We start from the raw sequence: 25,378 nt of genomic DNA on the forward strand, positions 1-25,378 counted from the left end.
CAACAAATGATAAGAATGCATCACCATGCCAGCGCTTTTTTGCCGGCTTCCAGGGCAGTTATGATCCGGTCTACATCATATATATTCCCTCTCCATGTTCCGCCGCTGACAGCTTGCAGCGCAGCCCACAGCCTGGTATCATCTGGCAAATTTTCATCAGGACGCATATCTGGATGGAAGGTCCTTTGAGCCAGAATGATAGCTCCTTCTTCCGGCGAAAACTCCGTATCTCCTTCACCAATGAAGTTCACGCTGCCCTCCAGCTTGCTCCGATCCACAACGATGTCAATCAAGTCGCCGTTTCGGAGTTTGCCAATGGGCCCCCCTGCCAGTGCTTCGGGCCCAACATGGCCAATACATGCTCCGGTTGAAACTCCCGAGAAGCGGGCATCGGTGATGAGCGAAACATACTTCCCAAAAGACAAATGCTTGAGCGCAGAAGTAAGCTGATACGTTTCCTCCATCCCGGTTCCTGAAGGTCCACGACCGAGCAATACAACAACGTCCCCAGCCAGAACCCCGCCAGTCTTAATGGCACGGATTGCCTCTCGTTCAGTTGTAAATACCTTGGCCCGGCCACGATGCCGATACACGCCATGTTCATCCAGCACATCAGGATCAATGGATGTGGATTTGATGACAGAGCCTTCTGGCGCGATATTCCCGGTTGGAAAGGTCACGGTCGAAGAAATCCCAAGACGCTGCGAGTGCTCTCTGCTCATGATCACACTGTCCGGATCAATCCCGTCCTTCTCTTCCAATTGCTTGCGTATGACATGACGACGTTCTGACGATTCCCACCAATCCAGCACTTCACCCAGTGAAGCACCTGTTACTGTAAGTACAGATTCATCCAGCAGGCCAAGCTGTCTAAGGTGAAGCATAACTTCGGGAACACCTCCGGCCTGAAAAACCCGTATGGTCGGATGGAAGATCGGTCCGTTCGGCAGAGCGCTAACCAATCTTGGAACGTTTTTGTTCACCTGTATCCAGTCCTGTACTGTTGGCACAGTTAAACCCGCTGCATGGGCAGCAGCCGGGATGTGAAGAAGCAGATTGGTAGATCCCCCGAACGCGGCATGAACGACCATGGCATTTCGAATGGACGCATCTGTAACAATGTCTGCCATCTTAATCCCTTGGGACTCCATATTGATCAGTGCACGCGAAGATTGGCGCGCCATCTCGAACCAGATGGGCTGCCCTGAAGGTGCCAGAGCGGCATGCGGCACCGTCATGCCCATTGCCTCTGCTACCACCTGGGCGGTTGCCGCGGTCCCTAGAAACTGACAGCCGCCGCCCGGTGTAGCGCAGGCCCGGCACCCTAGCTCCGATGCCATTTCAAGAGAGAGCTCTCCATTTGCGTACCTTGCACCAATGGTTTGAATTTTACCTGCATCCTCCCCATCCGTAGGCGGAAGCGTAACGCCGCCGGGAACAATAACTCCTGGCAGCTGCGGCATACCTGCAAGGGCAAGCATCATGGCGGGCAATCCCTTATCACAAGTTGCAACGCCGAGCACGCCTTTTCGCGTGGGTAGGGATCGAATCAATCTGCGGAATACCATCGCGGCATCGTTCCGGTACGGCAGTGAGTCGAACATGCCGGTTGTTCCTTGAGACCTTCCGTCGCAAGGGTCGCTGACATAGCCAGCAAACGGGATTCCTCCGTGGCTCGAGATTTCTTCTGCGGCAGCTTTCATCAGCAAGCCGACTTCCCAGTGTCCCGTATGGTACCCAAGAGCTGCGGGACTGCCATCTTCATTGCGGATACCACCCTGCGTACTTAAGATCAGAAACTGTTTTCCGTTCAATTCTCCAGGCTTCCAGCCCATTCCGACATTCTGGGACATGCCGAACAAGTCGCCGCTTGGAGCATTCCGCAGCAAATCATCGGTTAAAGGCAGACGTCCTGTTGCCCCTGGAGCATGCGCTATAATATCATAGCTGCTTGACTCCTTCTCCCCCATAATCGAACTAATCTGTTCGTACATGGTAGCCTCCCACAGTTTATGACTTCACAAAGACTGTTTTGATCGCCGTAAAAAACTCGATGGCCGCTTGCCCCTGTTCTCTGGAGTGCGAGCTTGACATCTTCATTCCACCGAACGGTGCCTGCAGTTCTACGCCGGCAGTTTCCGCATTAATTCGTACGAGTCCGGCATCCATATCCCGGATGAAGGACAGCATGGCCCCGACATTTTGTGTATAGATTGAAGCACTCAAACCATAATCGCTGTCATTTGCCGACGCGATGGCCTCTTCCAAGGAATCCACCGGAATCAAGGCGAGGACTGGGCCGAATATTTCTTCCCGGGCAATGGTCATGTGTGATTCGACACCTTCAAATACCGTCGGCTGTACATAAAATCCTTCTGAAAGCTCAGGATTGTCCGGTCTTTTTCCTCCGGCGAGCAGTACGGCACCTTCATCCTGTCCTTTTTGAATGTAACCAAGCACGGTACTCAGCTGGCTTTCACTCGCACATGGACCCATCCAGCTTCCAGAAGACATCCCGTCACCCAGACGGATTTCCTGGATTTGTGACAGCAGTTTTTCTTTAAAGGCATCATATACTTTTCGTTCAATAATGACCTTGCTGGTGGCTGTGCATTTTTGGCCAGTTGATTTCAAGCCGCCGCTGATGGTGGCCTCAACAGCCAAATTCAAATCAGCATCTGCCGCGATGATAATCGGGTTTTTGCCACCCATTTCAAGCTGATACTTGGCTCCACGAGCAAGTGCTGCAGCGCCGACACGCTTCCCGACTTCATTGGAACCAGTAAATGTTATTCCGTTTACATCGGGGTGCTCAGCAAGTGCGGAGCCGATTACCGAGCCTTTTCCGCACACGAGATTGAGAACACCAGCCGGGATGCCGGCTTCCTCAAAGCATTCCAAAACCTTGGCTGCCGTAACAGCCGTTTCCTGAGCTGGCTTCAATACAACGGTGTTGCCATAGATCAAAGCCGGTGCTGTTTTCCAGATGGGAATAGCCACGGGGAAGTTCCAAGGTGCGATGACACCTACGACGCCAAGCGGCACACGGGTCGTGAACATTAGTGCCTCCCGATCTGTGGAGGGAATCACATCACCCGTTTTTCGCATGCCTTCCCCTGCGTAATATCTCAAAATAGCGACGCCGCGCATCGTTTCTCCCTTGGCTTCCGGGAATGTCTTCCCCATTTCTCTGGTCATGGCTTCCGCCACCTCGTCGGCCCGGCGCTCCAGCACATTAGCAGCTTGAAAAAGATAATTCCCCCGTTCCGCACCCGTTAAGTTCCGCCAGGACTTCGCCGCTTCTTTTGCCGCTGCGACTGCATTGTTCAGGTCCTCTACACCCGAGGCTGGCACATAACCCACGATTTCTTTGCGATTTGCCGGATTAATGCTTGGCTCCGTCTTTCCGGACGTTGGTTCTACCCATTCCCCGTTAATAAAATTGTTATAGGTCTGCTCTAACTGAAATGCACTCATCGCATTCATCCTCCTTCTAAACTAGTTTGAAATGACAGGATTGATCAGTGTCCCGATATCACTTATGGATATTTCAATGCGGTCTCCTGGTTCAAGGGTGAAATCATTCGGAGGCACGATGCTGGTGCCTGTCAAAAGTACCGTACCGTCATACACATCGTTATCCCTTGCCAAAAAGGAAACCAGTTCATCCAGCTTGCGGTTTAATTCACTCGTACTCGCTTCACTTTTCACAACCATTGATTCATCCCGATAGATCTGGCAGACGATGCTGAACTCATAGGGATTCTTCACCGTTTCCGCTAGTCGAATAGCTGGGCCTATGGAACAGGAATTGCGCCATATTTTAGCTTGTGGCAGATACAACGGGTTTTCCCCCTCGATATCGCGGCAGCTCATGTCATTCCCGGCGATGTATCCCACAATGCTGCCATCTGCGGCAAGCACCAGTCCCAGCTCAGGCTCCGGGATCTGCCAAGTAGAATCGCTGCGCAGCGTGACAGCCTCATTCGGCCCGACAGTCCGGGCTGCAGTGGATTTAAAGAAGATCTCCGGTCTCTCTGCGTCATAGACCTTATCGTAGAAGGTTTCCACATCCAACTTTCCATCCGTAGCTTCATAATTCCGCGCTTCCCGGCTCCGCTGATATGTCACACCTGCTGCCCACACTTCCGGTGCATCAACTGGTGTGATCAGGTGCAGAGAAGTCCAATCATCGGTCAGCTTGTTTACCGGTTTAAGAGCGCTTTCAATCCATTGAACCGGAGTAACACCCTTCTCCCTCGCCTGATAGATTAAAGTCATAAAATCTGCTTGCGGCAAACGATACGCTTGTTCATCATCCGTAACGGCTGCCAACCACTTCTGTTGTCCATCCAAAAATCGAATAATTCTCATTCCAGCTTGCCCCCTATCTCCCTACCGGGTTGATAACATTACCATAGCACCAGCGATGTTTCATGACGATGTACTTATCACTCCGACGACTTACCCTTTTCACGCATTATTTTTCTGTTAAAATAAATCTAATCGCATTTGGAATACAGAGCGTTACGAGGAGGTAGCTGTGACCAAACTTTCAGAAGCCGTATATTTAGGCCGTCTGCCCGATGTTCGCATGTCTTTTCAATTGCTCGGACTGCATGCAAGACAAGTAGATTCCAACTGGACGTATCCGTCTCATGAGCATTCCATGTATGAAATTCACTGGATGTTGGACGGCGAGATGAACATGGTGGTCAACGGTCAGTCGTACAGTCAATCGATTGGAGACCTTCTGTTTATTCGTCCGGGTATGACTCACTCCTGCACAGGTGCCGGACCGCAGGGTTTCACATACTTTTCCGTTCATTTCAGCGTACACGATACCTCCTTCTGCAGAGAACTCAACCGCTGCAAGGACATTTATTATCCGGCAGATTCGAGCCTGGCTTCAGGACTGTCCTCTTCACTGTGCACCTTGTATGACCTGGCCACAGAACACTTATCCATGCCGTTGTCTTCTTCCAAACAGATGAAAGTCCATGCCGCCGTATTTGAACTGCTCGGCTCCCTGGTTGGCCAGTTATCTCAGAACGCATCCGTTACCTTATCGAGAAAAGAAACCATCGCCCACCAAATTGCCGAGCACATTGAGGACTCCGTAAGATATATCCATCTTCATGGTGACGTTCGGGAGAGCGAACGAACCTGGATCCAAGATATCGCGAAGTCACTGAACATTAGCCCTTCACAGATCAACCGGATCTTTCGGGAGGTATATGGTACAGCCCCGCGCAAGTTTTTATCAGAAACCCTTCTGAACGAAGCCCAGCGGCTGTTAAAACAAACAGACCTGAACATTGACCATATCGCGATGATGCTGGGATACAAGACCAATGCGCATTTCAGCCGTCAGTTCAAGCGATGGACGGGCATCACGCCAAGCGAATTTCGTATCCACTCCCAGCGGACTGCTGCAGCGGAGCATCTCGGTGATTGAAGTACTTTTCCACATGAAATAAGCAGCTGCCGGGTTACCAGCAGCTGCTTTGCTTTGTCTTAACGGTGTGTCATTCAAACTGTGTATCCGTTATGCTAATGTAAAAGAAGCCAGGCTAGCGCCTCCTGCTCCCCTGTAAGTCAAATACAAAGCCTGTCTGCCGTCTGGAATGGTAATGTCCGCCGTATATTTTTTCCATTCATTTGTAAAATGTACCGGGATCGTTCCCAGTACAGGACCGTCCCATGCGGTTTTAATCTCAAATTCTCCATTGCAATATCCCCGGACCTTTACCGTGACCTGGCGAATCCCATCACAATTGAAATATTTAAAACCTGCTGTGGCTGAATCTACCATATTGGCAATATATCCGACCTCTTCATCACCGTCTCGCCCATCCTGGGTAATCTTCGGAAAACGGCTGTCCAGCCAAGCGCCCCCTCCAAAACCACCGGTATACATTTGATCATCTTTTGCAAAAAGATTACATGCAAGGTATGCGGGATATTCCCCTTTTCCTACAAGTGGGCCCCCATTCACGCCGCAGGAAGTCATTTCTACCTGAGATATCATTCCATGCTCATCAAAAGAGATGCGTTCAATGCAGCCCTGACGGTTAAATGCGTCCGCATTGGTATGGCGATGATAGAATATGTACCAGTCTCCCTTGATCTCAACGATGCTGCCGTGATTGTTTCCGCCATAATACATCGGCTTGTCAGCTGGTTTATAGGAATCAATATGTAGATCGCAGTTGCTTATGATTACACCTTGATATTCAAACCCTTTGTTAGGAAATTTGCTGGTCGCATAACATAATTCATGCATGACAATGGAGGAGTAAACCAAGTAGTAGGTATCCCCTCTTTTCCGGATGGAAGGGGCCTCGAAAAATTCATGTCCTTCGAATCCGCTGCCTTCGCTGTATGGCTGACTCGGCGCTATGAATACGGGCTCATCCACAATCGTCAGCATGTCAGGACCAAGCACCGTTGCCATCGCACCGTGTCTCGATCGGTCTCCGGGCGCACAGAATCCGGTATATAGATACGTACGCTCTCCTTCGGTCAGCACACCTGGGTCGAATTGGGGCTCGTCCCCTTCTCTTTCCCCCAAGCGAGTGCCATCCGCATATTTCACGTATCCGTAGAATTCAAACTTTCCTGCAGGTGAATCGCTTACAGCCACAGAAACAACCGGCACTTTATCCAGTACATAATAAAGATAATATCGTCCGTCAGGACCAAGCGTAACGTCTGGGGCGTAAAGGCACATACTGCCGTCCGGATTAAGCGGATCATCTGCCTTTTGGTAGATTACACCTTCATTGCGCCAATTTCCGAGGTCGTCCACAGGCGCGGACCAACATACGTAGTCGTTTAGACAAAAGACATGTCCGTTAAACCGGTCATGCGATCCGTACACATAAACTCTATCCTCAAATACATAAGGCTCACCATCAGGGACGTACTCCCATGATGGAAGATATGGATTTAACCCCTGTTTTTTCATAAAAACTACACTCCTCGTCAAAGTAATTAAGCAATATGAATCGAAAATGAATTCGGTATAATAGAACAATAGTCCGTCTGACAAACTTACATGATATAGGTGAAAATCAATGACAAATATATTTTACGTTGAATATGACGCAGCACATCATAGCAATTTTGTTTTTGATATTCCCCAAGGACATCCCTGCTGGCTCTTGGTCATTACACAGACTCCCGCTCAGTTCTGGGTAGATGGAAATATCAAGGAATACCCTCCTCATTGTGCTGTTCTTTTCGAGCCCCATCAAAAAATTTACTACCGAGCTTCCGCAGGGAATTATATTAATGACTGGATCCGCTTTGAAAGCGATGAACCTTACGTAACCGAAACCTCGCTTCCCTATGGCAAGCCTTTTCCTTTGGATGATCCTGAATATTGCCACAAGCTGTTCCAGCTGCTCGTCGTAGAGAATTCATTCAATAAGGACTACAGAGAATCCTCCATTGATTGTCTGCTCCGAACCCTGTTCAACAAGCTGCTGGAGTCTTACTTCCAAGAGGAAATTAGTCCTCAGCACTACAACCTTTTAAAGCTTCGTGCGGCCATCCATAACAATCCAAGCCACCCCTGGACCATATCGGAAATGGCTAAAATTATTAGCATCAGTCCGGGGTACCTGCAGTTGATTTACAAAAAATTGTTTGGCCTCTCGTGTATGGATGATGTTATTCACAGCCGGATTCGCTTAGCCAAAGAATATCTCAGGCATGATCAGTATACGGTTGCGGAGATTGCAGACCGGTGCGGTTACCGCAATGTGGAGCATTTTTGCAGACAGTTCAAACAAATGACCGGTTCATCACCCAAGAAATTCCACAAACGTACGAGTAACTTAATTCCCGGCCCAGCAGATTCCGAAAAGGTCATCCTTTGATTCCGGTCATTGTAATCCCCTGAATAAAATATCTCTGTCCGATGAAGAAGAGGATCAGCACAGGAATAACGGTAATTAAAGAAACGGCCATCAGCATCTGTATTTGAGAGGAGCCAAAAGAATTCTGGAAGAACTGCAAACCGATAGCGAGGGTGAAATTCTGATCGCTGTTCAGATAAATCAGCGGAGACATGTAATCATTCCAATGAAAAGTTATCGACATGAGACCGACCGTAATTAAAGCAGGTTTGATTGCAGGCAGCAGTATTTTGTAATAAATCTGAAATGCATTGGCACCATCGATATATGCGGCTTCATCCAAATCTTTCGGAATCGTTTTGAAGAATTGCCGCAGCAGGAAAATGTTAAACGCACCTCCCCCAAAAAAAGACGGAACGATAAGAGGCATCAAGGTATCGAGCCAACCAAGCTTGGTGAACAAGAGGTACGTAGGAACGAGAGTGACCTGACTGGGGAGCATCATGGTAGCAAGCACGACCGTAAATAACAATCCGCTGTATCGAGATTTAAACCGCGCAAAGCCATAGGCTACGAATGAAGCGGAAAGAACCGTTCCAATTGTCGCAAGTCCTGTTACGATTAAGGTATTCCATGTATACCGGGTGAAATCCGCGTATTGCCAGCCCTGAATGAAGTTATCCCAAGTAAATGTTTCCGGGATGATTTTGGGAGGCAGCGTATAGGCTTCCGAAGGGATTTTAAAGGCGGTTGAAAGCATCCATATAAACGGAAAAATAAACACGACTGCAATGATCGTCAATATCACATAACTCAGGCTGACTTTAATCCGGGCGCTGTTTTTTTTACTTTTGTAATAAGCCTCCATGGTTGCACCTCCCCAATTTTAGTTATCGTAATAAACCCAGTGTCGGGAAGTCCGGTTTACGATGAGTGTGATGATCATAATAACGACGAACAATAACCAGGCCAGCGTTGACGCATAACCCATTTCGTTGTATTTAAATCCGCTGTTATAAATATGCATCATGTACGTGTAGGTGGAGTAGCTGGGGCCACCCTCAGTCAGAATGTACGGCTGCATAAAGATTTGGAAACCACCAATGATCCCCATAACCAGATTAAAATAAAGCGTTGGCGTGATCAGGGGCAGGGTAATCTGCGTAATTTTAACGAAACTGCTCGCTCCATCAATCTCAGCGCTCTCATATAAGGCTTCCGGAATATCCTGCAGCCCCGCCAGTGTAATGATGATGGAATTCCCGATGGTCCAGATCCCCATAATAATAATCGCCGGCATGGCCCATTTCGTATCGCTTAACCAGTTAGGACCGGTAATACCGAACAGAGAAAGGAAATAGTTGATAAAACCAAACTGGGCATTAAAAATCCAGCCCCAAAGCAAGGTAACCGCAACCCCTGATGTGATATACGGGATATAGAAGCTGGTCCTGAAAAAACCAACTCCCTTTATTTTTTGATTGAGCAGAAGAGCAATCAGAAACGACAGGAGTAAACTGGCCGGAACAGAAACCAACACAAAATATAATGTGTTTAACAAAGAACGGTAAAAAAGCGGATCCTGTGTAAAGGCCCTGACGATATTATCGAAGCCGACAAATTGGCCTGAGCCGGTCATATCCATATCGGTGAAAACCAAAAAGATAGAATAACCCATTGGATATAAGGTGAATATGAGAAAACCTAAAAGCCATGGCGAGGTAAAAAGGAAGAATTGTTTCTCCTCCCTGTTTGCAATGCGGTTGTTTCGTGCCTTCATTCTTTCGCCTCCAAAGCTGCCTCCTATTGAGACCGGATTAGGATAGAAGAGGGAAGATCGCTCCCCCCTCGTTGTAACCAGGTGTTCATTATTCGTTTATTTACTTTGATGAATGGAGTCGAGAGCGGACTGAATTTGGGATGTATAGGCTTTGGCCGCTTCCTCTGCGGATTTCCCTTGAACGGTGACCTGCTGCCAGGTTTGCTCATAGAGGTCCCCCGCCTTTGCAATGGAGCCACCCCACGGGAAAGTTATGGCATCCTGCAGCCCTGTTACGAAATCCACCATGGAGATATCAGTGCCTTCAATTTTCAAGTTGGCAAACGTACTATCTGCCGATTCTTTGGCCGCAGGAAGGTTTACCTTACTGTACAGATCTCCGACCTCTTTATTCAGAGAGACGGTTTTAATATAAGCCCACGCTGCTTCTTTATTTTTGGAATCCTTGTTCATGGCGAAGCCTGTCTGGAATTTAATGTTGACGGTTTTACCGGATGGATCTTTTGGAGGCATCACGATACCCCATTGAAAATTGGAACCGATATTTTTGGCAATCGTCGAAGCTTCAAACACACCCAGCGGATACATCGCAGCTCTGCCTGCAGCGAACATTTGGTCCATAGGCATGCTCTTGGCCGCTGCATCATCCGGCATTGCTTTTGCATTCACCAGGTCTCCGAACAACTGGTACCCCTTCAGAGTGTTGGGATCATCCAGAGTCTGTTTGCTCCAATCTTCGTTATAGGGCATCCCGCCGTATATATAAGGCGCAAAGCTTTGCAAGATCCAGTGGGACACAATACCATAGACCCGGTTGGCACCTTCACCCGAGGAGACCTGTTTGGCTGTTGTCGAAAAATCATCCCAAGTCCAGTCATTCGTTGGGTACGGGATCCCTGCCTTATCAAAAATGTCTTTATTATAAGCAATCATAAAATCCGAAGCAGTTGTCGGCATGCCTTCGCGTTTTCCGTCCGCATCGACATATCCCCCATCAACCCCCTGTGTTAACAATGCCTCAAGGTCCAGTTGATCCTTCTCAATATAAGGGTTTAAATCTTCGAACCATTTGGATCTCAACCCTTTCCAGTCTGGAGACATCATGATCACATCTCCGGCATTTCCTGCAGCCAGAGCTGCATCCAGCTTGACATCAATGTTATCTGCCGGGAGCCAAACTTCATGCACCTTCACTTTTGGATACAATTTTTTGAAAATTTTAGTTGCTTCCTTTCGAGACTGGAGCTCCTCGCCGCCACCCCAACCAAATACGGTAAGGTCACCGGAAATTTCTCCATTACCCGATGAATTTTCCGCTGCCTGATCACTGTTTGCCGAGCAGGCGGTGATCACTGTTACGAATATTCCGATAAGCAGAATGATTGCAAATTTTCTCATAGTTATCCTCCCTTTTATACTTAGGCGAGCGACTGGTGTCGTAACCCGATAAATGAATTTGGATTCTCAAGTGGCAATCGAATAAAAAGGAAATACTAATCTATCCTCATGTAACACCAAGGATCTACAACCTTTCAAACCTGAATTTGTCATTACATTGCAAGGTGAAATTACAGTTAGCGCATATCATAACACCACTCTTTCTGCCTTGTTAGCGTTTCCATAGTTATTTAAAAGTAAGGTTTCTTCGTGCTCGATACAATGACATATCCTTAAGAATTATTGATGAATAATCTTATTCTGAATTTGAAATCCAGGGCTTCAATTCAATGAATGCCAAAAAAGACGACTCTGATCACCGCTGTTCAAAAACGGTTAGAGTCGCCCTTTTCTCTTTCTATTTCTTTCATTTTGTTGGGAACTATGATGTGCGATAACGGCTTGAATAGTCCAGAGTAAGAAGGCTATCGGCAGACGCCTTGGCCTTTTCTGCATCAAGCAGACGGCGGAACAGGAACACCAGATTTAGCAGCAGCAAGTTTTCGGTTTCTTTAAGCGGAATACCTATGAGCCGTTCCAACTTCTCCAGTCGGTAAGCTGCTGTATTGCGGTGAATGTACAACCTGGAGGACATTTCATTGATGTGGCCATTACAGATTGCGTACGTTTCCAGTGTCTGTAGAAGCTCAGGATCATAACCTTCTACTGTAAGCAGACTGCCAATATAGCGGTCGACATATTGTTGCATTTGCTCTCGCGGAATATCTTGAACCAATCGGAGAAGATCTTCCTGAACGGCAGACAATCTACCAGCTTTTGCGGTCATGGCTTTCCCTCCTTGAAATGGGACCTACTCTTTTCAAGATTAAGCATGACTAGCTACTTATGTTCACCTCTCCTGGGCAGACAACATTGAATTCCCTGCCGGTACCATGGTTAGGAAATGGCGACGCTTCACTATACGTCAACTGGCCTCGCAGCAGTGTCATCTTAACTTTACAGCCAAAGCTGCGGCCAATGTAAGGGGAATGACGATGCTTCTGATAGAGGTCTGATGCTTTAAGTGTGTAGGGAGCATTCAGGTCAACCAGGGCCAGGTCGGCATCGCAGTTCAATGCAATACGTCCCTTCGCCTGATCCAGTCCGAATCGTTCGGCTGGGGCACCAGACAACAGACGCGCCAGCATTGGAAGAGGAACTCCCCTTTTCAAATATCCTTCATCCAGCATCAACTCCAACGTGCTCTGTACACCGGCAATGCCGCCCCACGTTTCAAACATATCATCCCCTGTCTTCAGCAGTTGCACTTGAGCGCACCGCATAGGCATGATTCTCACCAAAGCGAGAGAGTGATTGGACGACTGCTTTAACAACATCGGAAGGAATGGCTGCTTCCAAGATAACCTGTTGGATCTCTTTACGGATTTCATTAACCCGTTCTCGATCTTCTGCCTTAAGCTCAGACAGCTGATCCGTCTTTAAGTGGGAAAAGAACGACTCAATACAAGCATTGTCATAGCAGTTTCCACGCCGGGAATGACTTCCTGTAAGCTTCTTCTCTTCCAGTAACTTGGCATAGGTTTGTGTTGTATACTCAAACCCTTGGTCCGAGTGGAGCAAGGAAGGTCCACATTTCAGTTTCTTCACTGTGTCCGTAACGAGTTTTAAGTCATTTCGCTCAGAGAGTTCCCATGCTACAATTCATTGTTGTACAAATCCATCACCACGGAGAGATAAGCAAAATCATGCCCAATCCGGACATACGTAATATCCGTCACGAGCTTCTGCACAGGAGATATCGCTGAGAATTCCCGATTTAGGACATTACGGAACAGAACAGACGGTTTCCGGCCAGCAAATGGGCGTTTCTTTCGAATCACGGAACGAATCTGAAGTTCTCTCATTAAGCGGCGTACCTTTTTGTGATTCACTACAAGGCCTTCTTTGCCTAACGCGGTTCGCATACATTTGTAGCCGAAATAAGGACGAAGCCGATGAATGCCTAAAATATGTGCTTTTATATCCGCATCCCGATCTGCTCGTTTTTCTCTAAGGGCAGCATTTTTCTTCCATTGTAGTAACCCGCTCGCGAAATTTCAGCCATTTTACACAGCCAAACCACAGGTGCCCACTTGCTTATTTCTCGAACGGACTGGCACCGGGCTTCGAAATCCAGCTTCCCTCTCCGTGCAAATTTGGATTGAGCTTTTTTAGATATTCTACCTGTGCTTTCAGATAACCATTTTCTTCTTCTGCACTACTAAAATGCTTCTTCGTTCAACGTCCACGGTAATCCTCGAAACTCTCTCCATTTTGGCTTTTACGAACCCATGTGATAATCTGGCTCTCACTCTTAATCTCAAGCTTCGTCATGATCCGACTGTACGCCCAGCCTTCTTCCACTCGCAGACGAACGGCTTCTTTCTTCGTTTCTTCGCTATATCGATTAAAGGTTTGGCCTTTCTTCGCTGACATAACAAAAATCCCCTCCGGTATCCAGTGTTTGAGTTCATTGTATCATGACCTCTTTTTTCACTGTCTACCATGAGGGGATAATACCAGGGAATCATCTCTTTTTTTACGTAACAGCCTGAATAACTTAGCAAACTTTATATGTATTAAAGAATAGATGGCCAGGAAAAATATAAATGGATCTATTAAACAAATGCACAAAACAGAACCAGGAGATCTCACCATCTCCTGTATTTGACCTCAACTCCAACTTCTTAAAAAAAGGAACCGCCGTATTAGCAGTTCCTTTTTTTATATTGCAGGCGAACCTCCGAAACTCCGCTAGCCATACCAATTACGCTTAAGGCACAGTTAGTTTTGAAGGTTTACGAGTTCTTTTCTCAGCACTACCTGCAGCTTATTCAGAGATCATTACACCAAGAAAGCTTTGGAGATGATGACCAACAGGATAAAAAGTACCAGAATAGCACCAGTGGACGTAAAACCACCATATCCCCCACCAATTCCTCCTACGTTATCATTGCCGTATCCAACTGAACTCATATTTCTTCCCCCTCTTCTGTGGTATGTGTTAGATTATTCAGAAATGCATTTTTTGACAAGGCTATATACAAAAAGGGCTTATACCTATGCTGCCCCATTATCTACAAACACGCTACTTTGTAAAGGAAATTAACATTCGAGCATCAACTTGGGTTGTATCCTTTTTTCGTTTGTTTCAGCAATGGCAGGAGACGTTTGGACTAAGGATTCGGAGGTGTTGGTATGGCTGGTTCTCCTTCGCGGCCAAGCCGCCGGCTTGCCGTTTCTTTACGCCCCGTTGCCGGAACGTGGGCTCCTGCTTTTGCCAATCCATAAGTCGGCATATTGTTGTAAACACATTCATATTGCCCTTCAGGAACCAGATAGGTTTCGTGGAAAATCCCTACATCTCCCCCAGTTCCAACTTTGCGATTGAAATCCCTCCATGCCTTCAGGTGGTTAGCACCATGTCGGGCATAGTGCTCCAGATGTTCAAAGCTCCTCCAATATTGAATGAGTGTAAGTCCACGGCCTGAAAAATGATAGGAACCATCCATGAACCCTAGCTCCTCCTTGTTTCGATACAGCTCCTGAAGCATAGGGGACATGGAATTCATAACTGGCAGCCATTTATGTACCGCCCACCATTTGTTAATCCGAAAACCAATCACGAAAACTACGAAGGAACCCTCCATCTGTGCGGTATAACGACCTGCGATCACTTTAGCCATACTTACTCACTCCTTCTCCTATATTTCAAGCAGACCCAGATGCGTATCATAAAAGCGGCTAATATCCGCTGAATTGTACAGTTGAGCCGTCAGAAACGCACCATAGAAAATGGTGAAGCAGATCTGTACTGATTGCTCCAAGGTGAGAGAGTTGTTGAGCTTACCCACTTGTTGTTCTTCCTTCATGAACTGTTGAAATAAAACGAACATATTAGGCGATTGACTCCCCGCTTCCTCGTGACCTGGAAAGAGAAGTGATACTTCCGCTTGACTCAGTTCAGGCATACAAGGCTGCATGTTCTGTTCGGCAAGAAAGGAAATCAAACTCGGCATCATCCCCGGCCTTACTTGATGCTCCTTAGCAACCTTGGACAGCAAATGGCGGAATGCCTGAAATCCTTTTTTATCTTCCTGTTCGATCTCGATCATTCGTTCAGTAAGCCATACCCGCATAAAATAAATCAGCAAATCCTCTTTACGTTGATAAAACTTGAAAAATGTGACCTTGGATATTTCAGCAGTCTTGCAGATGTCCTCGATCATAACCTGACTGAACATTCGATCCTTCATTAAGGATAATCCCGCTTCATACAGCGCGATTTTGTTCTTGGCTTTTTTTAATTCCCTTAGTGAGATATCCTGATTCATATTAAATGCATCTCCTCGAAGTTAACTACAGTAAATAAATTAACACGAGTTAACTTATTTAGTCAATACAGTTAAACATACAGACTAAATACCCCTAACATTCGCTACACAGAGATGCAGGGGTACAGAGCCCTATTGAAATAATCTTCATTCCATTGGGACGTATATTGAATTGTTGTACTGATAAAAAAAGCCGTTTATCACGGCTTCAACATTTCATTTTCCATATTCCCTTTTACGATCTCGATAGGTTTCACATTAAATGTGTAGTGCAGTTATACACCGAACAGTCCCATCGAGGTTGTGCTGTATGCAGTATCGTGACAGATGTATTCATTAAACTTTCTGTCATGTCGATATGCGGGATAAGTCTCTTCAATGTCATTCCTAGGAATGCACCGTGACTCACGATTAATATATTCTCGTCTGGGTGTCTGTCTGATATGTCGGCAAGGCACTCCTTGCCTCTTTTAACAATCTCATCGTCTGATTCGATGCCGAGATCCAGTCTAAACCAACCATACCCCCATCGATTGACACGTTCTTGTTCTGTTGTCCCTTCTATAAGCCCACAGTTCATTTCTCTCAAGCGTGGGTCGGTTCTTACTTCAATATTCTTGAATTTGCCGATGATTTCCGCTGTTTCAAGTGCTCTGGATAAATCACTAGAATAAATATAATCCCACTGTTCTGTGCCAATTCTTCGGGACAAGAGTTCAGCTTGTTGTCGCCCCTTTTCATTGAGCGGGATATCTGAATGGCCTTGTGTCCGATATTCGTCATTCCAATCCGTTACTCCGTGTCGGATCAATCCTAACGTTGTCATTAGTATCCTTCTTTCCCTTGGAATTATGTAGTTCGGTCAAGAGAAAACCTTCTGTTTATTCAACGAATGTTTCCCTTAGACCATTGATTCTTAGCTCCGTTTCCTTTTCTTCTTTGCTCTCATTATGACGACGGCACTCACCACAAGGATTATTGCAAGAACGATATACAAATCAAAATCCTGTTCCATCATAAACCACATTTTGGATTCCAGATTGACTTGTTGTTTTGGCTCAAATCCCTCACCAAATTGTTTAGTTGCTTGATTAAGGTTATTCATTTCAATGGTCGTGCTGCACGGACTACTGCTTAATTCGCCATCCATTTCACTTATAAATATGAAGTATTTACTGCCTTCCTTGAAGTTAAAACCCCAAGTGTAGTCGGTTGCGACAATGACTTGAGAATCAACTTCCGTTTTCCAGCCTCGCTCAACTTCCACTAGTATATATCTAACTTTCTCTTTTGTGCCCGTGATCCCTTCTTGCTTCAGATCAACTTTAATATTCTTTATTTCACCGTAAACAGCATCCGTAGACCCGTCTAACTCTTCTTGAAGGCTTCCCTTCTCAGCACAGGATAGAGCTTTGACATCTTGACCATTCGCAAAAAAGAATATGGCTGTGAAAAGAAAAATGATCGTGAGTAAACGATGTTTCAGTTTCTTCACCTACTTCTCATCATATTGTTACGTACATCTTACCCCTTATTGACTTTCTCAGCAGACGAAATGTTGCACTCATGCCTCAGCTGCCAATTTAGTTCCATAAGACAAAAAAGCCGCTAATTTAGCGACTTTGAATGGAACATTATTTGTCCTGCGACAATTATTATACTTATCCCCTCAATAGCTTCATCTACTTGGAAAACCAACAGTCATTACATAACAGGATACAGTGAAACAGTCGTAGATCAAGCGTGCATGTTCTAATTCTTCTCCTATGTCTCTACCTAATTAACTGTCGTCTTATGTGAGGTATCGATATAAGAGACTATTCCTGCTGTATCAGTAACCATACCGAAATACGTATCCACTGTTTTCAGCGTCATATCATGTTCTGCTTGTGAAAAAGCGGCGCAGGCATCTTGTATTAGTACAATGTGATAATCAAGCATAAAACCTTCCCTCGCTGTAGACTCAACACACAAATTCGTGCTAACCCCTGTCATGATGAGGGTTTCTATTTTGAGCGTTTGCAGAACGGTCTCCAATCGGGTGTGAACGAACCCGCTGTAACGATGCTTTTTGACAATGATATCATTCGCCTGTGGTGACACTTCGTAAAACTCTGCGCCCCAGCTTCCTGTGCGACAAATAGGATTTACACCATCCGGAAAACGTGAAAGCCATACCTCGGAGTCCGTGGCATCTTCATGGTTGGTTTGCAAAAAAATGACGGGTATTGAGCTTCTTCTTGCAGCTTCCAACAAAAAGTGCAAATGAGGCATCATTTGTTTTACTGAGCTCACATCAATTCCGCTTTTGGAGATCGCCCCATCTGGATGACAGTAATCGTTTTGAACATCGACGACAATTAAAGCTGTATTTTTTCCCTCAAGATGAATTTTCATTTTATCCATTCGTACACCCCCGGAACTTAGTATTTAGTAGGGTGCAGTCTTTTATACAAAAAATGAAGTTACAGACCCAATCATTGACAGACGCTTTTATTTCTGGTTAGATGAAATACTTAAAAAAAGAACTTTGTGATTGATTTTCCAATTCTTTCACTCGCTCTTTTTCTAATGTTTATCTGGATGTATCCCAAATGGAATATTCGAGGTATTGCAATCGCAGGAGGTTCGGTATTTATATATTTTCTATAGCTATGGCTAGATACGTCATGTGGCTTCCTTTGGCATTCATCGTCCTAGGGTACTTCTTAATTAAGCGTAAATATGATGAACATAAATTAAGAAATCTACTGTTTGGGATGATTGTGGGATGGGTCGTTAGTTATCTAATGGTACTTGGCAAACGAGTGTTTCAAAATTCGCTAACCTCATATTTCAACTTCGATCTAGCTGAGCAAAAGTTTGTTTTTAGTGCTATCGCATTCTTCGGGATTATAGGGTGGTTATTCGGAAAATATAGCAAACGTCCCTTAACATAAATGTAATGACTCCTAGTAGTCATTGGATTAAGTTAACCGCCTTTCAATGGGCGGTTAACTTTTGGTATGAGCTCCCCAGCACAGCTATTGCATAAATAAGGCACTGAAAATAAGAACATCCTGCAAGAAATGAATCGTCAGCGCCCAGAAGAAACCTTTCGTCTCTAACATTGATTTGGCTAAAAACCATCCGATAAACGCTGCCATGATTACACCCGCTATCCCGCCTGGATGTCCAAAATAATGAACGGCGCCAAAGATTGCAGCCGCCAGTCCTTGAGCTACATACGGGGACAAACCATATTTGCCTACAACAGCAACAAATGAAAACCGAAAGATGATTTCTTCAGAAAAAGCATTCATTAGTGCAAACACAAGGATGAGGATAACACCGGGATACAGCTCCAGTCTCACGGTTTCCCCGTGCACCACTTGGAAGTAGATAACGACAGCCGTTACCAACGTAATGATGACCGCAAAGTTTAGACCCAAGTGTTTCCATGTCTCTGTTTCCTTCGGCTTAACGCCGATCCACGGTTCGGGCCGAATTTTTCCGTCTCGCTTTTTCAGATTTAAGTACCTAAGTCCCCCCTTACCGGCTAACCCGTATACAATTCCAATCACAATAACAGCTAATAACAACACCGTAATCTGATAACTAATCTCCAGGTTGAATACATCGCTTTCGAAGACCTTTAATTTGAGAAGTGGACTGCTTCTAAACCATAATAGGAGAGGTGCGCATGCAACCACCACGATCGTGATCAATAGGATGGGAATAAGAGTGTATCGTTTTTTATCCATTTTAATCTCCCCTATTTGGATGACTTAACGTTTCCAGTGCATGCTGACACCATTCCATGGTCATCCGAAGATATCTCTCCCCATAGTCCAGAGTTAACAACCAGAGCTGGGCCTGCTTGCTTTCCCCTTTGGGAACACTCGCTTTAATTCCTGCCAACATCGTGATGAGCTGCTCATTAGTTGTTAATTCTTCTTTAAGAAAAGTGATGAGTTGCGGGATATGACGTTCATCGGAGACAAAGAGCTTCATTAACAGTTCGTTTCTCATAACGGGTTCTTCAGGTGGCAGAGCCAGCCAGGAATCAAGTTGGTCACATCCTTGCTCTGTAATGCCGTAGACAATTTTACGTCTCCCCGTCTCTGCTTCTTCCACCACCGAAACTGAGCCTTCTAACTGCAATTGTTTGATACTCTTATGAATATGTCCATACGATTCGTTCCAGAAAAGGCCGATGCTCTCCTTAGAAAACTTAACCAGCTCATAGGCGCTCATGGGCTTCAACCGAAGCAAGCCTAGAATCGCAAAGTGGGTGGTATTGATTCTTTTCATATGCCCTCCCCGTTCACAATGTATCTTTGAGATATATACAATTAGCATATTACTCCATTAAGATAAAGATTACAATTCATTTCTAGCTATCTTTAATTCTGTTCTCCAATGCAAAAAAAAGGAGTCATTACCATAAGGTAACACCCCTTTCGAGCTATAATAACGCAATATGCCTATAATCATTTTTGAGTGCTGCTTAAACCTTTTAATTCCATGCCTCGTGTAAAGAACACAATTCCAATAGCAGCAAACGTTACATAGTTACTGATCTTGGCTATAACTTCTTCATCATCCTCATAATTAATCCAGAACAGTAAAACGAACGGTGAAATTATCATTAACACTTTCATAGCTAACATAAATACATAATGGACTCTTTGTTTACGCAAGTTACCTTGGTTTGAGTTAATTCTAAAGCTAACTTTAGAAGAGTCATAGATCGTTATTAATAGTGCGATGATGCTTGAGTATGCCGTTATTTTCAAACCAATTTCAATCCACGGAACAAATGCTGCAATTGCGATACCCAGATAAATCCCAGCAGCTACGTAAAAAAGGTTAATCTTGATCTTTCTGTGCAAAATCTCTCGCCCCTATCAGTTCACCTGTATATTTTACCATCATTATACAACAATAAGTGTTTGTTTACCTTTGTTTTATGAATCACTGTAGATGGGACATATTCAGCGTCTCTACTTGTGAAGAATCCATTTCTATGCAAATGCCACTTTTGGTTTTACCAATTCTATTAGCCCAGTGTTGAGCACAATGGACGAGTTCGTTTACACAGATTTCCATCGCTCAAAGACTTCATTTTGCCCCCTCTTTTTTCGATATATTAGGTACAGATTTAATTCAAATTTTAACTATCAGGTTCTGAGTTAGATCTGTAGATTGACATACTTAGGGGGAACTGAAGTGAAAACAAAGATAGGATCCATTCTAAAAATGAGAACGTTAAGGGCCAAGTTAGTCTCTTTGTGCCTGGTTATACTTATCGTGCCCACAATCGTAATAGGGTTCAGTTCTTATACCGTTTCAAAAAATGAAATGAATGAATCCGGCAAGGCCGCACTTGAAAATAGTGTACGAATGGTCATTGGTATGATTAATCTCCTCAACGAGCAGGTAGAGAACGGAAGTTTAACATTGGAGCAAGCGCAGGAAAAGCTCCGCGTAGAACTGCTCGGTGAAAAGAATGCAGATAATAAACGGCCTGTAAAAAGTGAATATACTGTAGGGGAAACAGGATATCCATGGGCTGTTGGCAAGGATGCGCGTTCCGTAATGAACCCTTCAAATGAAGGGCAGGATTTGACAGATGTCGTTACAGAAGACGGCGTATATTTGGGGAAAGAGCTCGTTAGTGTTGGTACAGCCGGAGGCGGATTTGTCACCTACAAGTGGGCTCTACCTGGTACAGGTGAGGTAGAAACGAAAGTTTCATATGTTGAAATGGACCCGCATTGGGGATGGATCATCGGTTCGGGTGCCTACTTAAGTGAGTTTAACAGTGGGGCCACACAAGTTCTGTATCTTGTTCTTATAATTATGGCTGTGGCGGTTGTTCTAGGTTCCATTATCGTTAGCATCATCTCAGGACGTCTAACGAAGCCGATCCTTATGGTCGCTAAGCGATTGAAATCCGTTGCGGACGGGGACCTAACTGTTGAAGAAGTTAAGATGAAATCCAAGGATGAGATTGGTGAGCTTTCTCAGGACTTTAACCATATGATCAAAAACATGAGAACACTTATTAGTCAAGTTGATCTCTCTACCAAACAGGTAGCCTCATCTTCCAAAGAGTTGACTCTTGGTGCGGAGCACACCAGTCAGGCAACGGAGAATATCACCATCTCGATCCAAGAATCTGCAGCAGGTGCACAAGAGCAGCAAATGATGCTTCAACGGACAACCAACTCACTCGAGGAAATATCGATCGGGATCCAGCGAATAGCGGAAAGCTCATCAACCATTGCCGATTCTTCTGTTGATGCGATGGAACTCGCGAACATAGGTGGTACAGCCGTAGAACATACGGCGAAGCAAATGAAGCTGATCAACAAGTCGGTTAATGAAACGGATGTTGTCATGAGAATGCTGGATGAACGCAGCCAGCAGATTGGTACCATGCTGCATGCCATTACGGATATTGCGAAGCAGACGAATCTTCTTGCTCTGAATGCCTCGATTGAAGCAGCCCGCGCAGGCGAAGAAGGCCGCGGTTTCTCGGTCGTTGCTGCTGAGGTGAGAAAACTTGCTGAACAATCGAACCAGTCATCTGGCCAGATTTCGACGCTGATTCAAGATATGCGTACAGATATCGAACAATCGCTCCAAACGTTGAATCGAGTTAAACAGGACGTCGACTCCGGCTTACAGATTGCTAATGAGACGGAACAACAGTTTAACAAAATCGTAGGGTCTACCAACTTTATCGCTCAACAAACAGAGGAACTTGCCAGCGTTACACAGCAGATCACGGCAAGCGTCCAGGAAATCACAGCGGGTCAAGAGCAAGTCTCCAATCTTGCACTTCAAGCTGCAGACAACTCCCAAAACATAGCTGCTTCTTCAGAAGAACAACTGGCTTCAATGGAACAAATTACGAGCCTAGCCACAACCTTGTCCGATATGTCTCAAAAGTTAGAGCGTTTGACGATTCAATTTAAGTATTAATTTTAATTCTTCTAGATCAAAAAAAGCAGCCGACCCCTTCTACTTTGGGCGGCTGCTTTCTCCGTTTTAAACTACGATTGTATAGTCCTCTGCAAACTACACTGATCAAGCTCGCTTATAATTCCAGATCTGCAGCCCGGGCATTCGCTTCAACCTGCTCTGGACTTTTACAACCTGGAATGACGCAGCTAACGGCTGGGTGCTTCAGACACCAGGCAAGAGCCCACGAGGCCATGTCGACACCTTCAGGGACTTCGTTCTTCTGGATTTCAGTGACCAGCTGCAGTTTCTCATCAATCTCTTGACGCTCGCGTCCCTTTCTGACATTGTCATCGAACACAGCGCCCGGCTTGTACTTGCCGCTCAGATAGCCGCTGGCCAGTGGGACTCTTGCGAGCACACCAAGGTCCTGCTCCTGACATGACGGGAATACCCTCTCCTCGGGCTTCTGGTCCAGACGGTTATATACGACCTGTATGGCCTTCGCGTTTAACTCGCTAGCCTTGCTCGTCTGATGCAGATTATCGTTGCTGCCAATGGAGATACCAAGATTTCGAATTTTACCGGCCTGTACCTGCTTGTCCAGCATGGTCCACAGCTCGTCGTTATCAAACACCTCATCTGATCCGGAATGGAACTGATACAGATCGATATAATCTGTTCTTAGGGCTTTCAGGGATTCTTCCAATTGAACACGGATCTGATCCACGCTCCAGGCATTGGTCCAGTGATCATGCCACTGATGACCAAACTTCGATGCGATCACCCAATCCTCACGCCGGTCACGGGATATAAAATCGCCGATAAAGCTTTCCGACATATGGTGAGGTCCGTAACATTCTGCTGTATCAATCAAATTAATACCAAGTTCTTTGGCACGGTAAAGAATATCATCGACTTCTTTCTGGGTATAGTCTTTACCCCAGTCCCCGCCAAACTGCCAGGTGCCCACACCTACGACGGATACATCCAGCTCGGTCTTGCCCAATCTTCTATACTTCACTCTACTCACCTCGAGGTTTAATATGTTGGTCAAGTGACCGAATGGTACAATAGGAATTCAATTTACGATAACGCTTTCATAATAAAGGATAATTAACAAATTATCAATCTGAAGTGTGTTCGTTTGTATACGCAGGAAGGACCCTCTCCAATGGATAGATTGAAGGCATAACAAATAGCCCCTTAGAAGTTCATTGGATAAACGGTACTTATTCCAATACCTTTTCTAAGGGGTTCACTTGTTTGATATCAGAAATTAGAAAGTAAAATCTCTGTTTGCTTCATTGGATACCTGTAGGAACATCAGACGTATTCTTTATCGCTTAAACCAACGATCGTTTCATACGGCCGCAGCACCCTTGGCAGCTTGCTATCCTCATAGTTGGTCAGCCAGATCTCGGAGAAGTTAAGGCTACGCTCTTCTTCCTTAAGCTCTACGGCTTGATCAGAGAGATTGACTACGACCAGCACCTGCTCTTCTGCCAGAGTACGTGTATAAGCAAATACACTAGGATGTTCCGGCATAAGCAGCTCATAGATACCATATGTCAGCGTGTCGTGTTCTTTTCGCAGCTGAATCATTCGTTTATAAAAGTGAAGGATGGAACGTGGGTCCTGCAGCTGTTTCTCTACATTAATATGAACGTAATTATCATTCACCTTAAGCCACGGCGTACCATTGGTAAACCCGGCTTGTTCTGCAGAAGACCACTGCATCGGCGTTCTGGAGTTATCGCGACTCGATGCCCAGATGATGTTCATGATTTCCTCATGCGACATCCCTTCTTCACGTTTAATCTGATATAGATTCCGGTCAGCTACGTCGTTATAGTCCTCTATGGAAGGATAAGCCACATTCGTCATACCTATTTCTTGTCCTTGGTATATGAACGGAGTGCCCTGCATGAAAAAGTACATGGCTCCAAGAGCTGTTGAACTTTCATACCAATACTCCGCATCATTTCCCCAGGATGAAACTTTACGTGGCTGATCGTGATTTTCAATAAACAGTGCATTCCAACCGATGCCTTCCAGCGATTTTTGCCACTTGGTCAAGACGGTTTTCAGTTTGGGAACATCGAGCTGCCGGTCAGTGCTGTTTTTCCACAGGTCAAGGTGTTCGAATTGGAAGACCATATTAAATTTGCCTCTGACTTCACAGATCCAATCGTACAGATCTTCCTGGTCCTCTACTTTTACCCCATTGGCTTCCCCAACGGTGACCACGTCATATTTGGATAACGTTTCTTCTTTCATTTCCTGCAAGTAACGCTGAATTCCTTTGACATTCATGTGCTTCTCAAACGAAGAGATGTATTTAAAGCCTTCTTTGACTGGCATATCCAGCAGGCCCTCTTCTTTGTGGATATGGCTGATTGCATCGACACGGAAACCATCAATACCTTTATCCAGCCACCAGTTCATCATTTCATATATGGATTTCCGTACGTTTTCGTTTGCCCAATTCAAATCCGGTTGTTTTTTGGAGAACAGATGAAGATAGTACTGTCCGGAGACCTCATCATATTCCCAAGCAGAACCTCCGAAGATGCTTTCCCAGTTATTCGGTTCTTCTCCGTTCTTCCCATCTCTCCAGATGTACCAGTCCCGTTTCGGACTATCCTGCGAAGATCTCGATTCGATAAACCACGGATGTTCGTCACTGGTATGATTGATCACCAAGTCCATGATGAGTTTCATGCCACGGTGATGTACTTCTTTTAATAATTGATCAAATTCAGCCATCGTGCCAAATTCATCCATAATGGAACAGTAATCACTGATATCATAACCATTATCGTCGTTAGGAGACTTATACATCGGGCAGATCCATATCAGATCAATACCGAGGTCTTGAATATAATCCAGTTTTGAAATGATTCCCTTGATGTCGCCAATACCATCCCCATTGGAATCCATAAAGCTTCTCGGATAGATTTGATAAGCTACTGCTTCTTTCCACCATACTCTTTTCATTTGATGCAATC

At 45.4% G+C, this 25,378-nt stretch carries 26 protein-coding genes; 3 read left to right on the plus strand and 23 right to left on the minus strand.

Annotated features, from left to right (window positions below; translation table 11 throughout):
• Positions 1-20: 20 nt before the first annotated feature.
• From GUA98_RS07725 to GUA98_RS07735, 3 genes are read right to left on the minus strand one after another with little or no spacing between them, the layout of a single operon-like run.
• Positions 21-1,994 carry a YjhG/YagF family D-xylonate dehydratase gene (locus GUA98_RS07725; protein ID WP_321573843.1) on the minus strand — a complete coding sequence of 658 codons (1,974 nt, stop codon included), beginning with the start codon at positions 1,992-1,994 and terminating at the stop codon, positions 21-23.
• Between the two features lie 16 nt (positions 1,995-2,010).
• Positions 2,011-3,477: an alpha-ketoglutaric semialdehyde dehydrogenase GucD gene (gene gucD, locus GUA98_RS07730; protein WP_193722618.1), complete on the minus strand. Its 1,467-nt coding sequence runs from the start codon at positions 3,475-3,477 to the stop codon at positions 2,011-2,013.
• Between the two features lie 21 nt (positions 3,478-3,498).
• The gene (locus GUA98_RS07735) at positions 3,499-4,374 is read right to left on the minus strand and encodes a fumarylacetoacetate hydrolase family protein (RefSeq protein WP_193722619.1); all 876 of its coding nucleotides are present in this window, start codon (positions 4,372-4,374) and stop codon (positions 3,499-3,501) included.
• A gap of 169 nt (positions 4,375-4,543) precedes the next feature.
• Here GUA98_RS07735 and GUA98_RS07740 point away from each other — a divergent pair, with 169 nt between their 5' ends.
• The gene (locus GUA98_RS07740) at positions 4,544-5,458 is read left to right on the plus strand and encodes a helix-turn-helix domain-containing protein (RefSeq protein WP_153978753.1); all 915 of its coding nucleotides are present in this window, start codon (positions 4,544-4,546) and stop codon (positions 5,456-5,458) included.
• A 90-nt stretch (positions 5,459-5,548) separates the two neighbouring features.
• Here GUA98_RS07740 and GUA98_RS07745 read toward each other — a convergent pair whose 3' ends face one another.
• A complete protein-coding gene (locus GUA98_RS07745) occupies positions 5,549-6,970 on the minus strand; it encodes a family 43 glycosylhydrolase (RefSeq protein WP_193722620.1) in 1,422 nt (473 codons plus the stop codon).
• Positions 6,971-7,079: 109 nt separating this feature from the next.
• Between GUA98_RS07745 and GUA98_RS07750 the strand changes: the two genes are divergently transcribed.
• Positions 7,080-7,886 carry a helix-turn-helix transcriptional regulator gene (locus tag GUA98_RS07750; protein ID WP_193722621.1) on the plus strand — a complete coding sequence of 269 codons (807 nt, stop codon included), beginning with the start codon at positions 7,080-7,082 and terminating at the stop codon, positions 7,884-7,886.
• Here GUA98_RS07750 and GUA98_RS07755 read toward each other — a convergent pair.
• The 17 genes from GUA98_RS07755 to GUA98_RS07820 all read right to left on the minus strand — a co-directional run bounded on the left by GUA98_RS07755 (position 7,876) and on the right by GUA98_RS07820 (position 20,290).
• Complete coding sequence (locus GUA98_RS07755; protein ID WP_153978756.1) at positions 7,876-8,733, minus strand: carbohydrate ABC transporter permease; 858 nt, start codon at positions 8,731-8,733, stop codon at positions 7,876-7,878. The two genes, GUA98_RS07750 and GUA98_RS07755, sit on opposite strands and share 11 nt — an antisense overlap.
• An 18-nt stretch (positions 8,734-8,751) precedes the next feature.
• A complete protein-coding gene (locus GUA98_RS07760) occupies positions 8,752-9,645 on the minus strand; it encodes a carbohydrate ABC transporter permease (protein WP_193722622.1) in 894 nt (297 codons plus the stop codon).
• 96 nt (positions 9,646-9,741) lie between these two features.
• Positions 9,742-11,043 carry an ABC transporter substrate-binding protein gene (locus GUA98_RS07765; protein ID WP_193722623.1) on the minus strand — a complete coding sequence of 434 codons (1,302 nt, stop codon included), beginning with the start codon at positions 11,041-11,043 and terminating at the stop codon, positions 9,742-9,744.
• Between the two features lie 421 nt (positions 11,044-11,464).
• Positions 11,465-11,869 carry a PucR family transcriptional regulator gene (locus GUA98_RS07770; protein ID WP_193722624.1) on the minus strand — a complete coding sequence of 135 codons (405 nt, stop codon included), beginning with the start codon at positions 11,867-11,869 and terminating at the stop codon, positions 11,465-11,467.
• A gap of 49 nt (positions 11,870-11,918) precedes the next feature.
• Complete coding sequence (locus GUA98_RS07775) at positions 11,919-12,323, minus strand: amidohydrolase family protein (RefSeq protein WP_227779482.1); 405 nt, start codon at positions 12,321-12,323, stop codon at positions 11,919-11,921.
• A gap of 1 nt (position 12,324) precedes the next feature.
• A complete protein-coding gene (locus GUA98_RS30255) occupies positions 12,325-12,690 on the minus strand; it encodes a PEP/pyruvate-binding domain-containing protein (RefSeq protein WP_415753001.1) in 366 nt (121 codons plus the stop codon).
• A 47-nt stretch (positions 12,691-12,737) separates the two neighbouring features.
• Positions 12,738-13,064: an IS3 family transposase gene (locus GUA98_RS30260; RefSeq protein ID WP_415753009.1), complete on the minus strand. Its 327-nt coding sequence runs from the start codon at positions 13,062-13,064 to the stop codon at positions 12,738-12,740.
• Between the two features lie 256 nt (positions 13,065-13,320).
• Positions 13,321-13,518, minus strand: coding sequence for a transposase (locus tag GUA98_RS30265; RefSeq protein WP_415753002.1), 198 nt, complete (start codon positions 13,516-13,518; stop codon positions 13,321-13,323).
• 408 nt (positions 13,519-13,926) lie between these two features.
• Positions 13,927-14,058, minus strand: coding sequence for a YjcZ family sporulation protein (locus GUA98_RS29460; protein ID WP_221804554.1), 132 nt, complete (start codon positions 14,056-14,058; stop codon positions 13,927-13,929).
• 200 nt (positions 14,059-14,258) lie between these two features.
• Positions 14,259-14,768: a DUF4188 domain-containing protein gene (locus GUA98_RS07785; RefSeq protein WP_193722626.1), complete on the minus strand. Its 510-nt coding sequence runs from the start codon at positions 14,766-14,768 to the stop codon at positions 14,259-14,261.
• 18 nt (positions 14,769-14,786) lie between these two features.
• The gene (locus GUA98_RS07790) at positions 14,787-15,416 is read right to left on the minus strand and encodes a TetR/AcrR family transcriptional regulator (protein ID WP_193722627.1); all 630 of its coding nucleotides are present in this window, start codon (positions 15,414-15,416) and stop codon (positions 14,787-14,789) included.
• Between the two features lie 253 nt (positions 15,417-15,669).
• Complete coding sequence (locus tag GUA98_RS07795) at positions 15,670-16,242, minus strand: histidine phosphatase family protein (RefSeq protein WP_193722628.1); 573 nt, start codon at positions 16,240-16,242, stop codon at positions 15,670-15,672.
• A 90-nt stretch (positions 16,243-16,332) separates the two neighbouring features.
• Positions 16,333-16,911, minus strand: coding sequence for a hypothetical protein (locus tag GUA98_RS07800; protein ID WP_193722629.1), 579 nt, complete (start codon positions 16,909-16,911; stop codon positions 16,333-16,335).
• Positions 16,912-17,192: 281 nt separating this feature from the next.
• Entirely contained in the window at positions 17,193-17,822 is a 630-nt protein-coding gene (locus tag GUA98_RS07805) for a cysteine hydrolase family protein (RefSeq protein ID WP_193722630.1), read from the minus strand.
• Between the two features lie 617 nt (positions 17,823-18,439).
• Positions 18,440-19,159, minus strand: a complete 720-nt coding sequence (locus GUA98_RS07810) for a CPBP family intramembrane glutamic endopeptidase (RefSeq protein WP_193722631.1) — start codon at positions 19,157-19,159, stop codon at positions 18,440-18,442.
• Position 19,160: 1 nt separating this feature from the next.
• A complete protein-coding gene (locus GUA98_RS07815; RefSeq protein ID WP_193722632.1) occupies positions 19,161-19,709 on the minus strand; it encodes a PadR family transcriptional regulator in 549 nt (182 codons plus the stop codon).
• Positions 19,710-19,888: 179 nt separating this feature from the next.
• Positions 19,889-20,290, minus strand: a complete 402-nt coding sequence (locus GUA98_RS07820) for a hypothetical protein (protein ID WP_193722633.1) — start codon at positions 20,288-20,290, stop codon at positions 19,889-19,891.
• Positions 20,291-20,627: 337 nt separating this feature from the next.
• On the opposite strand from GUA98_RS07820, the gene GUA98_RS07825 reads away from it, so the two are divergent.
• Positions 20,628-22,388: a methyl-accepting chemotaxis protein gene (locus GUA98_RS07825; protein WP_193722634.1), complete on the plus strand. Its 1,761-nt coding sequence runs from the start codon at positions 20,628-20,630 to the stop codon at positions 22,386-22,388.
• Between the two features lie 115 nt (positions 22,389-22,503).
• Here the strand turns inward: GUA98_RS07825 and GUA98_RS07830 are convergent, their stop codons facing one another.
• Positions 22,504-23,391: an aldo/keto reductase gene (locus GUA98_RS07830; protein WP_193722635.1), complete on the minus strand. Its 888-nt coding sequence runs from the start codon at positions 23,389-23,391 to the stop codon at positions 22,504-22,506.
• 302 nt (positions 23,392-23,693) lie between these two features.
• A complete protein-coding gene (locus GUA98_RS07835) occupies positions 23,694-25,367 on the minus strand; it encodes a glycoside hydrolase family 13 protein (RefSeq protein ID WP_193722636.1) in 1,674 nt (557 codons plus the stop codon).
• Between the last annotated feature and the right edge of the window lie 11 nt (positions 25,368-25,378).

It is taken from the genome of Paenibacillus sp. P13VS, assembly GCF_015143645.1.
Lineage (GTDB): Bacteria > Bacillota > Bacilli > Paenibacillales > Paenibacillaceae > Paenibacillus > Paenibacillus xylanilyticus_A.

What these genes read in the sequence shown, in the direction of transcription:
- GUA98_RS07725 (WP_321573843.1), bottom strand. Translation starts at nt 1,994, where the DNA reads ATGTACGAACAGATTAGTTCGATTATGGGGGAGAAGGAGTCAAGCAGC.
- gucD (WP_193722618.1), bottom strand. Translation starts at nt 3,477, where the DNA reads ATGAGTGCATTTCAGTTAGAGCAGACCTATAACAATTTTATTAACGGG.
- GUA98_RS07735 (WP_193722619.1), bottom strand. Translation starts at nt 4,374, where the DNA reads ATGAGAATTATTCGATTTTTGGATGGACAACAGAAGTGGTTGGCAGCC.
- GUA98_RS07745 (WP_193722620.1), bottom strand. Translation starts at nt 6,970, where the DNA reads ATGAAAAAACAGGGGTTAAATCCATATCTTCCATCATGGGAGTACGTC.
- GUA98_RS07750 (WP_193722621.1), top strand. Translation starts at nt 7,080, where the DNA reads ATGACAAATATATTTTACGTTGAATATGACGCAGCACATCATAGCAAT.
- GUA98_RS07755 (WP_153978756.1), bottom strand. Translation starts at nt 8,733, where the DNA reads ATGGAGGCTTATTACAAAAGTAAAAAAAACAGCGCCCGGATTAAAGTC.
- GUA98_RS07760 (WP_193722622.1), bottom strand. Translation starts at nt 9,645, where the DNA reads ATGAAGGCACGAAACAACCGCATTGCAAACAGGGAGGAGAAACAATTC.
- GUA98_RS07765 (WP_193722623.1), bottom strand. Translation starts at nt 11,043, where the DNA reads ATGAGAAAATTTGCAATCATTCTGCTTATCGGAATATTCGTAACAGTG.
- GUA98_RS07770 (WP_193722624.1), bottom strand. Translation starts at nt 11,869, where the DNA reads ATGACCGCAAAAGCTGGTAGATTGTCTGCCGTTCAGGAAGATCTTCTC.
- GUA98_RS07775 (WP_227779482.1), bottom strand. Translation starts at nt 12,323, where the DNA reads ATGTTTGAAACGTGGGGCGGCATTGCCGGTGTACAGAGCACGTTGGAG.
- GUA98_RS30265 (WP_415753002.1), bottom strand. Translation starts at nt 13,518, where the DNA reads ATGTCAGCGAAGAAAGGCCAAACCTTTAATCGATATAGCGAAGAAACG.
- GUA98_RS29460 (WP_221804554.1), bottom strand. Translation starts at nt 14,058, where the DNA reads ATGAGTTCAGTTGGATACGGCAATGATAACGTAGGAGGAATTGGTGGG.
- GUA98_RS07785 (WP_193722626.1), bottom strand. Translation starts at nt 14,768, where the DNA reads ATGGCTAAAGTGATCGCAGGTCGTTATACCGCACAGATGGAGGGTTCC.
- GUA98_RS07790 (WP_193722627.1), bottom strand. Translation starts at nt 15,416, where the DNA reads ATGAATCAGGATATCTCACTAAGGGAATTAAAAAAAGCCAAGAACAAA.
- GUA98_RS07795 (WP_193722628.1), bottom strand. Translation starts at nt 16,242, where the DNA reads ATGACAACGTTAGGATTGATCCGACACGGAGTAACGGATTGGAATGAC.
- GUA98_RS07805 (WP_193722630.1), bottom strand. Translation starts at nt 17,822, where the DNA reads ATGGATAAAATGAAAATTCATCTTGAGGGAAAAAATACAGCTTTAATT.
- GUA98_RS07810 (WP_193722631.1), bottom strand. Translation starts at nt 19,159, where the DNA reads ATGGATAAAAAACGATACACTCTTATTCCCATCCTATTGATCACGATC.
- GUA98_RS07815 (WP_193722632.1), bottom strand. Translation starts at nt 19,709, where the DNA reads ATGAAAAGAATCAATACCACCCACTTTGCGATTCTAGGCTTGCTTCGG.
- GUA98_RS07835 (WP_193722636.1), bottom strand. Translation starts at nt 25,367, where the DNA reads ATGAAAAGAGTATGGTGGAAAGAAGCAGTAGCTTATCAAATCTATCCG.